Source organism: Streptomyces sp. NPDC054796 (assembly GCF_053611545.1).
This window is the reverse complement of the sequence record NZ_JBSHAO010000032.1, coordinates 1-13,548: the sequence shown is the minus strand read 5'-3', so window position 1 is coordinate 13,548 and position 13,548 is coordinate 1. Positions and strand designations below refer to the sequence as shown.

The following is a 13,548-nucleotide window of genomic DNA, read 5'->3' as shown; positions in this document are numbered from 1 at the left end:
TCGGCTGGAGACACCGGAACACCGGAGACGACACGTGGAGGCACCATGACCGCCCCGACCACCGCGCGTAAAAGGGGCCGCTGGATCGAACACTGGGATCCGGAGGACGAGACGTTCTGGCGCGAGGGGGGCAGGCGCGTCGCGCGGCGCAATCTGCTCTTCTCCGTGCTGTCGGAGCACATCGGCTTCTCGGTGTGGACCCTGTGGTCGGTCATGGTGCTCTTCATGGGGCCCGAGTACGGCGTGGACCCGGCCGGGAAGTTCTTCCTGATCTCCATGGCGACGCTGGTCGGCGCCGTCGTCCGCGTCCCGTACACCTTCGCCGTCGCCCGCTTCGGTGGCCGCAACTGGACGGTCATCAGCGCGACGTTCCTGCTGCTGCCCACGGTGGCCGCGTTCGTCGTGATGGAGCCGGGCACCTCGTACACGACGTTCATGGTCGTGGCCATGCTCACCGGCATCGGCGGCGGCAACTTCGCCTCCTCCATGACCAACATCAACTCCTTCTTCCCGCTGCGCGAGAAGGGGTGGGCGCTGGGCATGAACGCGGGCGGCGGCAACATCGGCGTGCCGGTGGTGCAGCTCGTCGGGCTCGCCGTGATCGGCATCGCGGGGGCCGGGCACCCGCGGATCGTCCTCGGCATCTACATCCCGCTCATCGTCGCTGCGGCGGTGTGTTCCGCGCTGCGGATGGACAACCTGGCGCCCGTACGGAACGACACGGGCGCCGCCAAGGAGGCCGTGCGGGACGCGCACACGTGGATCATGTCGTTCCTGTACGTCGGCACGTTCGGCTCGTTCATCGGCTACAGCTTCGCGTTCGGGCTCGTGCTCCAGACCCAGTTCGGCCGCACCCCGCTCCAGGCGGCCTCGCTGACCTTCCTCGGGCCGCTGCTCGGCTCACTCGTACGGCCCGTCGGCGGGCGCCTCGCCGACCGGCACGGCGGCGCTCGCATCACCCTGTGGAACTTCGCGGCCATGGCGGCGGCGACGCTGCTGGTGGTCGTGGCCTCCGTCATGGAGTCGCTGCCTGTCTTCCTCGCAGGTTTCACGGCACTGTTCGTACTGAGCGGGCTGGGCAACGGGTCCACGTACAAGATGATCCCGGGCATCTTCCGGGCCAAGGCCGTGGCGCGCGGCATGGGCGACGAGGACGCCTCGGCCTACGGGCGGCGCCTGTCCGGTGCGGCGATGGGCCTGATCGGCGCGGTCGGGGCGCTGGGCGGGCTCGCCATCAACCTCGCCTTCCGCCAGTCCTTCGAGACCGGGGGTACGGGAACGGCGGCCTTCCTCTGCTTCCTGGCCTTCTACGCCGCGTGTTTCGGGGTCACCTGGGCCGTATACCTGCGCCGCCGCCCGGCGACGGTTCCGGTGGCCGGGGGCGAGGGGGCCGGAACCGGCCATGATCCTGCGGCTGGAACGGGACAGGGCGGCGCCGAGGCCGGACCGGGAAGGGGCGAGGAGCGGGAACCCGCGTTTGCGGAGGTGTGAGGGGGCGACGGACCCTCTTTACAGCGGGGAAATCCTCGCGAACCGAGCCTGTCACGGGACGACGGCAGGCTCGGTTCTTCGTACGATCACGAGCCCACGGGGCGGAGCAGCGAGAACCATGGAGCGTATGCAGGGATCATCCGGGGACGCCGGGACGGAACGGGGCGGCACCGAGCGGGGCGGTACGGGGCGGAGTGGCACGGCGGCGCGGGGCGCGCCCTCGGACACCGGGGTGAAGCCGCTGGCCGGGTTCACCGTGGGCGTCACGGCGGCCCGGCGCGCCGACGAGCTGGGAACACTGCTGACGCGTCGCGGCGCCGAGGTCATGCACGCGCCCTCCCTGCGCATCGTGCCGCTCGCCGACGACAGCGAGCTGCTGTCCACCACCAAGGAGCTGCTCGCGCACGCGCCCGACGTCGTGGTCGCGACCACCGCCATCGGCTTCCGCGGCTGGATCGAGGCCGCGGAGGGGTGGGGGCTGGGCGAGACGCTGCTGGACAGGCTGGGCGGCGTCGAACTCCTCGCCCGCGGCCCCAAGGTGCGCGGCGCGATCCGCGCGGCCGGGCTCACCGAGGACTGGTCACCGGCGTCCGAATCCATGGCCGAGGTGCTGGAACGGCTCCTGGAGGAGGGCGTCGAGGGGCGCCGCGTCGCCATCCAACTGCACGGGGAGCTGCTGCCCGGGTTCGTCGAGTCGCTGCGGGCCTCGGGCGCCGAGGTGGTCGGGGTGCCGGTGTACCGGTGGATGCCCCCGGAGGACATCGGCCCCGTCGACCGGCTGATCGACGCGGTCGTCGCGCGCTCACTGGACGCGGTGACGTTCACCAGCGCGCCCGCCGCGTCGTCGCTGCTGAAGAGGGCGGAAGAACGGGGCGTCCAGGAGGCGCTGCTGGACGCGTTGCGGCACGACGTGCTGCCCGCGTGCGTGGGGCCCGTGACGGCGCTGCCCCTGGAGGCGCACGACGTGGCCACGTCACAGCCGGAACGGTTCCGGCTGGGGCCGCTGGTGCAGTTGCTGTGCGTCGAGCTTCCGGGGCGGGTGCGGGCGCTGCCCGTCGCCGGGCACCGCGTCGAGATCCGGGGGCACGCGGTGGTCGTGGACGGCGAGCTGAAGGCGGTGCCGCCGGCCGGGATGGCTCTGCTGCGGGCACTGGCGCGGCGGCCGGGGTGGGTCGTTCCGCGCGCTGAACTGTTGCGGGCGTTGCCGGGGGCCGGGCGTGACGAGCATGCCGTGGAGACGGCGATGGCGCGGTTGCGGGCCGCGCTGGGGGAGTCCCGGTTGATCCAGACGGTCGTGAAGCGGGGGTATCGACTCTCGCTTGACCCTGCGGGGCCCTCCACGAAGTATTCCGAATGAAACGTGGGGTTCCCCCTTCATCGGGCTGTGCCCCCTCACGGGGTGCGAGGTTGACCGCTTCACGGGGTGCCCGTTTCTCGTAGGGGTGCGCCTTCCCTGGTGCCCCTTTGGGGGTTCGTTCGCGTGTTGCGGGCCGGTGGCACGGGTTGTGCCCACCCGTCCCGCCTTGCGGGACGATTGCCCACAACTTTTGGCGTGCCGTCGGCGGTCGGGTGCGGGTGGGTGGCTTCGGCGCGGCGTGTGGTTGCGGTGCGATGCGGCTGGCGCCGCGTGGTTCTTGGTTTGTGCCGGTGGCCGTGTGGGGTGTGTGGGTGGGGGGTGTCCGGTGCCGCGGTGGGGTGTCTCCTCGGCGTGAAGCTTTCGTTGTCGCCTCTCGGCCGGTGACTTTCTCGACCTGCGGGGACACCCCACCCCGTCCCCGTCCCGCCGGTGGCCGGCTTCCGCTCCGGGTGGGCTGAGCCCGGCCACATCCCCGGCGCGGGACCTGCGGTCCCCACTTCACGGGCCAACCGTCCCGCGCAACTCCCCCTGTCGGGGGTGCGCAGCCCGGGGGTGCCCCTTTGGGTTTCGTTCGCGGGTGCGGGCCGGTGGTGGGGTTGTGCCCACCCGTTCCGCTATGCGGAACGCCTGCCCACAACAGTGGTGCTGGTGGCCACCGGGTGGGAGGTGGTGTGGCGGGGTGTCCCCGCAGGGCGAGCAAGTCACCGGCGGAAAGCCGAAAGTGAGACCTTTACGCCCGAGGAGACGCCCCGGCGCGGCGCCGACCCCCACCAGAGACGGGCCCCATATCCACGGTCCGAGCCATGAATCACGCGGCGCCAGCCGCGTCGCACCGGTCCATAGGCCGCGCCGAAGCCACCGGCCCGCACCCGGCCCCGTACCCCAGGGCAACGGCACCCAAATGTTGTGGGCAATCGTCCCGCAGGGCGGGACGGGTGGGCACAACCCGTGCCACCGGCCCGCAACACGCGAACGAACCCCCAAGGGGCACCAGGGAAGGCGCACCCCTACAAGAGCCGGGCACCCCGTGAAGCCATCACCCCGCACCCCGTGAGGGGGCGCAACCGGTGTAGGGGGAACCCTGCGTTTCCTTCCGCACCCCGCGAAGGGGACCCGCTGAACGGAACCGGAGTTGGGCCCGTACCACTGGGCGTTACCCCGTTCGTACAGTGCTCTCGACCGGAGGTCACCCGTGCGCGAGTATTCCGTCGTGGCCGCCGACAGGACATCGCCGGACGACGCCCTCATGAGGGCGCTCTACGCCGAGCACGCGGGCCCGCTCCTCGCCTTCGTGCTGCGCCTCGTCGCGGGCGACAGGCACAGAGCCGAGGACGTCGTCCAGGAGACCCTGTTACGGGCCTGGCGCAACGCGGAGCAGTTGCACGGGGCCACCGGTTCCGTGCGCCCCTGGCTGGTGACCGTCGCGCGGCGCATCGTGATCGACGGTCACCGCAGCCGCAGGGCCCGCCCCCAGGAGGTGGACCCGGCGCCGCTGGAGGCGGTGCCCGCCGTCGACGAGATCGACCGGGCGCTGCGCATGATGACGATCTCGGACGCGCTCGGCGACCTCACCGAGCCGCACCGGGAGGCGCTGATCGAGACGTATTTCAAGGGCCGGACGGTGAACGAGGCGGCGGAGGCGCTGCGTATACCTCCTGGGACGGTCCGTTCCCGGGTCTTCTACGCCTTGCGTTCGCTGAAGCTCTCGCTGGAGGAAAGAGGGGTGACGGAATGACTTCGCCCGTGGAGCACACCGATGTCGCTGCCTACGCGCTCGGTGTCCTCGACCCCGCAGAAGCGGAGCGCTTCGAGCAGCACCTGGCCGGATGCGACAGGTGCGGCGCCGAACTGGAGTCGCTGATGGCGCTGCCGCCCCTCCTCGCCGAGCACGCGGAACACGTCGGGCACGCGGAACACGTCGGGCACGCGGAACACGTCGGGCAGACGGGCCAGAGCGCGGCCCACGCCGTGCCCGAGGCACTGGGCGCCCGCCCCGCTCCCGAGCTGCTGGACCGGCTCCTCGCGGAGACGGCCGCCGAGCGCCGCGGTCGCCGCCAGCGCCGCGTTTGGCTGGCCGCCGCGGCCTTCGTGCTGGTCGTCGGGGGCCCGCTGGCCGCCGTCGGACTCGCGGGGGCCGGGGACGGCGACGGGAACGGGAGCGGGGACCCCGCGCACGTCGCGAGCCCGGCCCGGGAGATGTACGAGCACGGCGAGAAGATCGGTGTCGTGGACGCGCGGACCAAGGCACGAGCCACGGTCTCCTTGGAGCGCAAGGACTGGGGCACCCATGTGGCGCTGAAGCTGGGCCATGTGCGCGGGCCGCTCTCCTGCGAGCTGGTCGCGGTCGGCGCGAACGGCACGGAGCAGACCGTCACGACGTGGTCGGTGCCCGAGGGCGGCTACGGCATCCCGGGCTCCAAGTGGCCCGAGCCGCTGTACACGCACGGGGGCGCGGCCTTCCAGCGCGAGGACATCAGCCGCTTCGACGTCCGCACCCTCGACGGCAGGCGCCTCGCCTCGATCAAGGTCTGAGCACGGCCAGAGGGCGAGAGGGAGACTGCCGCGGGCCCCGACCAGACCTCCGACCAGGCCCCCGACCAGGGGCGGCCCGGCCCGGTGCCCCGGCCCGTCACGGATTGCCCGCGTTCGCGTATACGTGCGCTTTGCCGCTTCCGTCGCGTACGGTAGACGGCTGCCCTAAGCAAGCAGAAGGGGGCCGCGGCGTTGGGAGCGCAGCACGACAGTGTCCGGGAGCTGGAGGTCCGCGGGGAGCAGTCGCACCTCGACGACGTGTACCGACGGCTCGAGGAGAAAATTCACGAGGCCGAGTTCCTGATGGACGACGCCTCGAAGCGGGCGCAGGTCGGCACGCCGGGAGCGCTGGCCGAGCGGGACGCGCAGGTCTTCCGCGCCGGCCTGCACCTGAACCGGCTGAACAGCGAGTTCGAGGACTTCCTGTTCGGCCGTATCGACCTCCTCCTGGGCAAGGACGGCAAGAAGGGCCCGGACGGCGCCTACACCTCCGTCGAGCCCGCCGAGGGCGCCGTACGCGAGGACGGCACGGCCGAGATCGCCGAGACCCTGCACATCGGGCGGCTCGGCGTGCTCGACGCCGACTACTCGCCGCTCGTCATCGACTGGCGTGCCCCCGCCGCCGCGCCCTTCTACCGCTCCACCCCGGTGGCACCGGGACGCGTGGTGCGGCGCAGGGTGATCCGCAGCAAGGGGCGCCAGGTCCTGGGCGTCGAGGACGATCTGCTGCGCCCCGAGATCCGCGCGACCATCGACGGCGTCGAACTGCCCGTCATCGGGGACGGCGCGCTGATGGCGGCGCTCGGGCGGGCGCGCGGGCACGCCATGCGCGACATCGTCTCCTCGATCCAGGCCGAGCAGGACATGGTCATCCGCGCCCCCGCCGCCTCCGTCACCGAGGTCGAGGGCGGTCCTGGGACGGGCAAGACGGCGGTGGCGCTGCACCGTGCCGCGTACCTCCTCTACCAGGACAGACGCAGATACGCGGGCGGCATCCTCATCGTCAGCCCCACCCCGCTCCTCGTCTCGTACACCGAGGGCGTGCTGCCCTCGCTGGGCGAGGAGGGTCAGGTCGCGATCCGGGCCCTGGGTTCGCTCGTCGAGGGCGCGGAGGCGGACACGTACGACGAACAGCGCGTCGCCCGCGTCAAGGGCTCGGCGCGCATGGTGAAGGTGCTGCGCAGGGCGGCGCGGGGCGCGCTGGAGCTGGGCGAGGCGCAGGTGCCGCAGTCGCTGCGCGTGGTGGCGTTCGGCGCGCGGATCGAGCTGGGCGCCGAGGAGCTGCGCGCGGTGCGCCAGCAGGTGCTGGGCGGCACCGCGCCGGTCAACCTCATGCGCCCGCGCGCCCGCAGGCTGCTGCTGGACGCGCTGTGGGCGCGCTCGGGCGCCCGTCGCCGCTACACCGACGACGAGCTGGAGGCCGAGGCCCGCGAGGCGTTCGACGAGGACATCGCGACGGAGGACGTCTTCACCGAGTTCCTCGACGCCTGGTGGCCCGAGCTGACCCCGCGCCGCGTGCTTGCCGCGATGGCGGACGAGCGGCGCCTGGGCCGCTGGTCCCGCCGGGTGCTCAGGCCCGACGAGGTGCGCGCCGTGGCGCGCTCCCTGCGCCGCCTGGACGCCGAGGGCGCGGGCCCGCTGTCCGTGCACGACGTCGCGCTCCTGGACGAGCTGCACCTCCTGCTGGGCGCCCCGGCGCGCCCCAAGAAGCGGGACATGGACCCGCTGGACCAGCTCACGGGGCTGGACGAGCTGACGACGTACGCGGACCGCGAGGCGCCGCGCCGCGAGCGCGCCGAGCGGCTGGCGGAGGAGCGCCGCGACTACGCGCACATCATCGTGGACGAGGCGCAGGACCTGACGCCCATGCAGTGGCGGATGGTCGGGCGCCGGGGGAGGACGGCCACCTGGACGGTCGTCGGCGACCCGGCGCAGTCCTCCTGGTCCGACCCCGACGAGGCGGCCGCGGCCCGCGACGAGGCCCTGGGCACCCGCCCCCGCCGCCGCTTCGAGCTGACGGTCAACTACCGCAACCCGTCCGAGGTCGCGGAGCTGGCCGACCGCGTGCTGGCCCTGGCGATGCCGGGCACGGCGCCGCCGAAGGCGGTGCGCTCGACGGGCCTGAGGCCGCGGTTCGCGGTCGCGGGGGGCGAGCCGGACGCGGAGGGTGACGCGGAGGCGCTGGGCGCCGCGGTGCGCGAGGAGGCGGCGCGGATGCTCGGCGAGGTGGACGGCACCGTCGGCGTCGTGGTCGCGATGGGCCGCCGCGCGCAGGCGCGGGAGTGGCTGAAGGGGCTCGACGACCGCGTCGTGCCGCTGGGCAGCCTGGAGGCCAAGGGCCTGGAGTACGACGCCACCCTCGTCGTCTCCCCTGCGGAGATCGCCGACGAGTCCCCGGCGGGCCTGCGGGTGCTGTACGTGGCGCTGACCCGGGCCACCCAGCGGCTCACGGTGCTGTCCGGGGCGCGGGACCTGCCGGACGCGGAGGGGGTGCCCGACCTGCTCAGGGACTGAGGGTTCCGGGCGGTGCGCGGGGCGCCCCATGGGGCTGTGAGGGCGCCAAGACCCTTGCGGTCTGCGGGAATGCGTCCGAGAACCACAGTGTTAGCCTGGATGTGGCACCGGCCCGATCCATGCCCCCGGGCCCAACCATAGTCGCTTCGAGCGACCACTTGCCGCGAGGCGAGCTGGCGGGTCGGTGTCACTCAAACGCCAGGTGAGAGCCCTGACGGTCCGGATGGACCGTCAGGGCTCTCGTCGTGTCGCCCGGCCGCGCGGGCGGGGTTCCGGGCCGCGAGCGGCCGGGCGGCCAGGGGCTCCGGCCTCGCACCGCCGCCACGAGACCGGAGCCGGAGCCCGTCCCCTGGACCGCTGCCTACGGCTCCCCAGGGGACGGGCGTCTTATGGGGCCGGGCTGGGTGCGACGGTGGTCAGTTGGAGGGTGCGCCCTGCGTCTCCGGGGCGTCGGTGCTCCGTTTCCCGGCGCCGGTGAAGACGGTGATGGCGCGGGCCACGGTCTCCCCCGTGACCTCGGCGCGGATCGCGGCGAGGGGGAGGCAGGCGCCGTGCCCGGGGCACAGCCACACCGGCTCGTGCCACGGATAGCGCGCCGTGGCCAGGTAGCGCACGACGGGGCCCATGTGACCGCCGCCCTCCACCGCGCACTTACGCGGCGCGCTCACCGTTCCGTCTCCGGGCTCGCGGTGCGGGCTTCGTCCTCGGCGGCGATCGTCTTCGCACAGGGATCGCAGACCTTCACGGGGACGGTGCGTGTGCGTGTCTGCGGGCTCGCGCCCCGCTCATCACCCGAGTACAGGTGTCGAGGACAACCTGTGTGCCGGGCGCCTGGCGGCAGCGGAAACAGCACTCGGCAGCCCGCCGCGCACAGCCGTCGCAGAGCTTCACCGGAACAGCGCGCGGGGCTGCCGCATCCCCGGCGGACACGACGTAGATCTCCACCGCGCCCGGCCGCTGGCGGCAGCGGACACAGCGCGCGGCGACGGACGAGAGGCGCGCGCTGTGTCCGCTGTCCCTCTCTCCGGTCGGGGCAACGGGGCGAGGGGCACTGGCAGGGTGGGTACCTCTGAGAGGTCAGGGGCCTACCCGGCGTGGGGTCCACCGCTCGCAGGTCTGTCCGAGCCCCGGTGGACGGGCTGATGCGGTACACCCTCAACGTCATACCTGCGGCCGTCGCTCTGGCCGCCGCCTTGCTCTCCACTGCGGCACCTCACTCTCGCGGGGTGCGGCGCCGGTCGGCCCTGGCGGGGGCCGGGAACCTGCGCCGCTGTCCAGTGAGTGACGGTAGGGACACGCTGGGCGACCATCCAGGGACGTAGCGTCCTACTCTCGCGGCGGGTAGGACGCTGCGCCCTACCCGTCCAGGTGGAGGCGCTGGGCAAGGTCGGTGACCGGGGACGTGCGGCGCTGCTCCCGTCCCCGCAGTTCTGCCACCAGCCGTCGGGCCGTGGCGTGATACCTCATCCACTCCGGGGCGCCCTGCTCCGCTGCCAGCAGGGCCCGGGTGGCGCGGCCGTCCTGCTCCAGGTCCGAGTGCGCCAGGGCACGGTCGACGTGGAAGCGGGCCCGCCACGTCGGGGGCAGCGAGGCCAGGCCGGGCACTGTGCGGGCGGCCGTGACCGCCTCGTGGTTCTTCTCCATCTCGACCAGGAAGTTGACCTTCGCGACACCCGCGTTGGTCGGACCGAACGGTGTCGCGTAGTCGAGCCGGTCGGCGCCGATGCTCGCTGCGGCGGCCGTAGCCATCCGCAGCAGTTCGTCGACGCGGTCGTAATGGTGCTCCCCCTGGCGGACGGTGGCCGTCGCCGCGCGCAGCAGCAGAATCCCCCACAGGGAGAGGTCGACGGGCGCTGAGCGGAATCCGGGCTCGATCTCGTTCGCGTGCGCGAGGGCCACACGCCGCGCATCCTCCAGCCGTCCTTGCTTGGTGAAGATCCACGCGAGGGTGGACGCGCCGATGGCCTCCAGCCGAGGATCGTCGGAGCTGCGGGCCGCGAGACCGGCGCGCTCCATCGCGGTGAACGCGGCGTCCTCCTTCCGCAGCGCGGTCAGCGTGGTCGCGGCGACCTGGTACGCCTCGGCGAGCACGGCGTACGCCGCCCGCTGCTCGCTGCCGTGATGATGGCGGACGGCCGCACGAGCGTCCCGGATGAGCTGCGGCAGCGTGCTGCCGATGGAGCCCATCCGGCCTTCGCGCCGGATCCGTTCCGTGGAACGCAACGCCGTGCGCAAGGCGCCGATGGTGGGCGGGTCTTCGGGGTCCTCGTCCTCCCCGAGCAGGTCGGAGACGGGCGAGACGGCCTGCCGTAACGCGAGTACCGAGGGGGCGTCGCCGTCGGCCTTCGCCTCGAACGTGGTCGGGGTGCCGACCAGCGCGGACACGTCCACATCGAGCGCGCGGGCAAGCTGGTTGAGGGTGGACATGCGAGCGGTCAGCCGCCGGTTCTGCTCCAACTTCCGCACCGTGTCCACTGATACGCCAGCGGCCTCGGCCAACTGCTCCTGGGTCAAGCCGCGCCGGTCCCGGAGCCGGCCGATCCGGTCTCCGATGCTCGTCTCGAACTCGTCGCGCATGTGCACCCCCACCAGGTGGATGTCAGTCCACGCTACGCCGGGGGAGCTGAGGCGAAAACACGAGAACGGCCCCCGTCCTACGGAAGGAGGACGAGGGCACAGCCATCGCCCTCGACTGTGATCACGTCAGCGCATCTGCTCCGCGTCCCGCCAGCGCCCGTCCAGCCGCGCGCGTGAGAAACGCGGGCCACGCCAGTGGAGTCGCGGCCCGCCGACGTCATCGGTCCCCCCACTCGTGGCGTTCAGCCGACGACGCGGACCCCTTCGGCCTGTGGCCCCTTCCGCCCCTCCGCGATCTCGAACTCGACGCGCTGGGTGTCCTCCAGGCTGCGGTAGCCCTCGCCGCTGATCGAGCTGTAGTGCACGAAGACGTCAGGCCCGCCGCCCTCTTGCGCGATGAAGCCGTACCCCTTCTCGGCGTTGAACCACTTGACCGTGCCCTGAGCCATTTTCCTGGTCTCCTGTGAGTGAACATGTGCGTATTGCGGGGGCGATCCTAGGGCGACATGGTGGCGATAACCGCGCATTGATGATGTTTCGTGTCGTTTTTCGCGCGAAGGGGTGGGGGTTCCGTTGCCTCGACTCCCTCTCGTATGGTGGAAACATCTTTCCGCAAGGGGAGGGGCGTTACCGCGTACCGGGTGGTAGGTGGGAATATCTGTTGACGCGCCCCCTCCGGAGCCGCAGATCTCGCGGCCGGAGGACGGTGTGCGTTACCACGCGACAAGGGAAAGCAGAGGGAAGTCGGCAATGAGCTCGGCGCCAAGCGTCTCGTACTCGATGACGGTCCGCCTGGAGGTTCCCGCGGGCGGGACAGCGGTCAGTCAGATCACCACGGTCGTGGAGTCGTCGGGCGGTTCGGTGACCGGCCTCGACGTCACCGCCTCGGGCCATGAACGGCTCCGGATCGACGTCACGATCGCGGCCTCCTCCACCGCGCACGCGGACGAGATCGTGGCCAAGCTCCGCGAGATCGAGGGCGTCTCGCTGGGCAAGGTCTCGGACCGTACGTTCCTGATGCACCTCGGCGGCAAGATCGAGATGTCGTCGAAGCACCCCATTCGCAACCGCGACGACCTCTCCATGATCTACACCCCGGGCGTGGCCCGCGTGTGCACCCAGATCGCGGAGAACCCCGAGGACGCGCGCCGCCTCACCATCAAGCGCAACAGCGTCGCCGTCGTCACCGACGGCTCCGCCGTGCTCGGCCTCGGCAACATCGGCCCGCAGGCCGCGCTGCCCGTCATGGAGGGCAAGGCGGCCCTCTTCAAGCGCTTCGCGGGGATCGACGCCTGGCCGATCTGCCTGGACACGCAGGACACGGACGCGATCGTCGAGATCGTCCGCGCGCTGGCCCCCGGCTTCGCCGGGATCAACCTGGAGGACATCTCCGCGCCCCGCTGCTTCGAGATCGAGGCACGGCTGCGCGAGGCCGTCGACATCCCCGTCTTCCACGACGACCAGCACGGAACGGCCATCGTCGTCCTCGCGTCGCTCTACAACGCGCTGCGCGTCGTGGACAAGCGGATCGAGGACATCCGCGTCGTCATGTCGGGTGCGGGCGCCGCCGGTACGGCCATTCTCAAGCTCCTCCTGGAGGCGGGCGTCAAGCACGCCGTCGTCGCCGACATCCACGGTGTCGTGCACTCGGGCCGCGAGGACCTCGTCGGCGTCGGCCCGGACTCCGCGCTCGGCTGGATCGCCGACAACACCAACCCCGAGGGCGTCACCGGCACCCTGAAGGACGCCGTCGTCGGCGCGGACGTCTTCATCGGCGTCTCGGCACCGAACGTCCTCGACGGGGACGACGTGGCGAAGATGGCGACGGGCGCCATTGTGTTCGCGCTCGCCAACCCGGACCCCGAGGTGGACCCGGCCGTCGCCCGCGAGACGGCCACCGTCGTGGCCACGGGGCGCTCGGACTTCCCGAACCAGATCAACAACGTGCTCGTCTTCCCCGGTGTCTTCCGCGGCCTCCTGGACGCGCAGTCCAGGACCGTCAACGACGACATGATGCTCGCCGCGGCGCGGGCGCTGGCGGACGTCGTCCTGGAGGACGAGCTGAACCCGAACTACATCATTCCGAGCGTCTTCAACGAGAAGGTCTCGGGAGCGGTCGCGGGCGCGGTGCGGGACGCCGCGCGTGCGGCGGGCGAGGCGATCTCCTAGGCGAGGCGATCCCCTGGGGGCGGCGACGTGACGTCACGCGGCGTCACGTCACGCTCCGTAGCGGCCCGCCCTGGTTTCGCGTCCCGCGAAGGGGCGTGTGGGGCGCGCGGGCGGCGGAAAAGGGCGAAGCGTACCCGGTGGGAGCCCGGTGGGATACGGCGCGTCGCGGACTGCGGCGCCCGTACGGCCCCCGTAGGGTTGCGGGCGGACAAAGCCTATGGAAAGTCACCACAGCGAGCCACTGGCGCTTTTCGTGTGACTCCGTAGCTGCCCAAAGGGTGCCGGATTGGCTTTCCCGCCGCAGGTGGGGGCAGGATGCGTCACTGGGCGCGAGGGTCTGAAGGGAGACCCGGGTCCGGGGACTGTCCGAGGGCCCTGGCAGCATCGGCTTCGATCTCACGCCTCATCGGCAAGAAGAACACGGGAGTAACGAGTTATGAACCGCAGTGAGCTGGTGGCCGCTCTGGCCGATCGCGCCGAGGTGACCCGCAAGGACGCCGACGCCGTTCTGGCCGCCCTCGCCGACACCGTCGGCGAGGTCGTCTCCAAGGGTGACGAGAAGGTCACCATCCCCGGCTTCCTCACCTTCGAGCGCACGCACCGTGCCGCCCGCACCGCGCGCAACCCGCAGACCGGCGACCCGATCCAGATCCCGGCCGGGTACAGCGTCAAGGTTTCGGCGGGCTCCAAGCTCAAGGAAGCCGCGAAGGGCAAGTAAGCGGCACGGAGCGGCTGCCAGCCGCTCCGGCGCAGACAACAGCAGGGGCGGCCACCCGGACTCGGGGTGGCCGCCCCTTGTGCTGTCCTGTGCTGTCCTGTCCTGTCCGGGCCCGCTGCTCAGGCGCGCTGTTCAGGGCCGCGCGAAGTGCGCGAGGCCCGTGCGAGCCGTTGAGGGCCCTCGCACGGGC

At 72.0% G+C, this 13,548-nt stretch carries 10 protein-coding genes; 7 read left to right on the top strand and 3 right to left on the bottom strand.

Going from position 1 to position 13,548, the window contains the following annotated elements:
- The first annotated feature begins 45 nt into the window (after positions 1-45).
- From ACWGJ2_RS24745 to ACWGJ2_RS24725, 5 genes are all read left to right on the top strand, one after another.
- Positions 46-1,491, top strand: coding sequence for a nitrate/nitrite transporter (locus tag ACWGJ2_RS24745; RefSeq protein ID WP_453348398.1), 1,446 nt, complete (start codon positions 46-48; stop codon positions 1,489-1,491).
- Between the two features lie 127 nt (positions 1,492-1,618).
- Positions 1,619-2,848 carry a uroporphyrinogen-III synthase gene (locus tag ACWGJ2_RS24740; protein WP_453348397.1) on the top strand — a complete coding sequence of 410 codons (1,230 nt, stop codon included), beginning with the start codon at positions 1,619-1,621 and terminating at the stop codon, positions 2,846-2,848.
- Between the two features lie 1,192 nt (positions 2,849-4,040).
- Positions 4,041-4,583, top strand: a complete 543-nt coding sequence (locus ACWGJ2_RS24735) for a sigma-70 family RNA polymerase sigma factor (protein WP_453348396.1) — start codon at positions 4,041-4,043, stop codon at positions 4,581-4,583.
- Positions 4,580-5,380, top strand: coding sequence for an anti-sigma factor family protein (locus ACWGJ2_RS24730; protein WP_453348395.1), 801 nt, complete (start codon positions 4,580-4,582; stop codon positions 5,378-5,380). The genes ACWGJ2_RS24735 and ACWGJ2_RS24730 overlap by 4 nt, the downstream gene beginning before the upstream one ends.
- A 192-nt stretch (positions 5,381-5,572) precedes the next feature.
- Entirely contained in the window at positions 5,573-7,894 is a 2,322-nt protein-coding gene (locus tag ACWGJ2_RS24725) for a HelD family protein (protein ID WP_453348394.1), read from the top strand.
- A 416-nt stretch (positions 7,895-8,310) separates the two neighbouring features.
- Here the strand turns inward: ACWGJ2_RS24725 and ACWGJ2_RS24720 are convergent, their stop codons facing one another.
- The 3 genes from ACWGJ2_RS24720 to ACWGJ2_RS24710 form a co-directional block, all read right to left on the bottom strand.
- Entirely contained in the window at positions 8,311-8,562 is a 252-nt protein-coding gene (locus tag ACWGJ2_RS24720; protein ID WP_453348393.1) for a hypothetical protein, read from the bottom strand.
- A 688-nt stretch (positions 8,563-9,250) separates the two neighbouring features.
- A complete protein-coding gene (locus tag ACWGJ2_RS24715; protein WP_453348392.1) occupies positions 9,251-10,471 on the bottom strand; it encodes a helix-turn-helix domain-containing protein in 1,221 nt (406 codons plus the stop codon).
- Positions 10,472-10,713: 242 nt separating this feature from the next.
- Positions 10,714-10,920, bottom strand: a complete 207-nt coding sequence (locus tag ACWGJ2_RS24710) for a cold-shock protein (RefSeq protein WP_453348391.1) — start codon at positions 10,918-10,920, stop codon at positions 10,714-10,716.
- A 301-nt stretch (positions 10,921-11,221) separates the two neighbouring features.
- Here ACWGJ2_RS24710 and ACWGJ2_RS24705 point away from each other — a divergent pair, with 301 nt between their 5' ends.
- Positions 11,222-12,640: a malic enzyme-like NAD(P)-binding protein gene (locus ACWGJ2_RS24705; protein ID WP_453348390.1), complete on the top strand. Its 1,419-nt coding sequence runs from the start codon at positions 11,222-11,224 to the stop codon at positions 12,638-12,640.
- 436 nt (positions 12,641-13,076) lie between these two features.
- Complete coding sequence (locus ACWGJ2_RS24700) at positions 13,077-13,358, top strand: HU family DNA-binding protein (protein WP_453348389.1); 282 nt, start codon at positions 13,077-13,079, stop codon at positions 13,356-13,358.
- Positions 13,359-13,548: the final 190 nt, after the last annotated feature.

What these genes read in the sequence shown, in the direction of transcription:
- ACWGJ2_RS24700 (WP_453348389.1), top strand. Translation starts at nt 13,077, where the DNA reads ATGAACCGCAGTGAGCTGGTGGCCGCTCTGGCCGATCGCGCCGAGGTG.
- ACWGJ2_RS24710 (WP_453348391.1), bottom strand. Translation starts at nt 10,920, where the DNA reads ATGGCTCAGGGCACGGTCAAGTGGTTCAACGCCGAGAAGGGGTACGGC.
- ACWGJ2_RS24745 (WP_453348398.1), top strand. Translation starts at nt 46, where the DNA reads ATGACCGCCCCGACCACCGCGCGTAAAAGGGGCCGCTGGATCGAACAC.
- ACWGJ2_RS24740 (WP_453348397.1), top strand. Translation starts at nt 1,619, where the DNA reads ATGCAGGGATCATCCGGGGACGCCGGGACGGAACGGGGCGGCACCGAG.
- ACWGJ2_RS24705 (WP_453348390.1), top strand. Translation starts at nt 11,222, where the DNA reads ATGAGCTCGGCGCCAAGCGTCTCGTACTCGATGACGGTCCGCCTGGAG.
- ACWGJ2_RS24715 (WP_453348392.1), bottom strand. Translation starts at nt 10,471, where the DNA reads ATGCGCGACGAGTTCGAGACGAGCATCGGAGACCGGATCGGCCGGCTC.
- ACWGJ2_RS24730 (WP_453348395.1), top strand. Translation starts at nt 4,580, where the DNA reads ATGACTTCGCCCGTGGAGCACACCGATGTCGCTGCCTACGCGCTCGGT.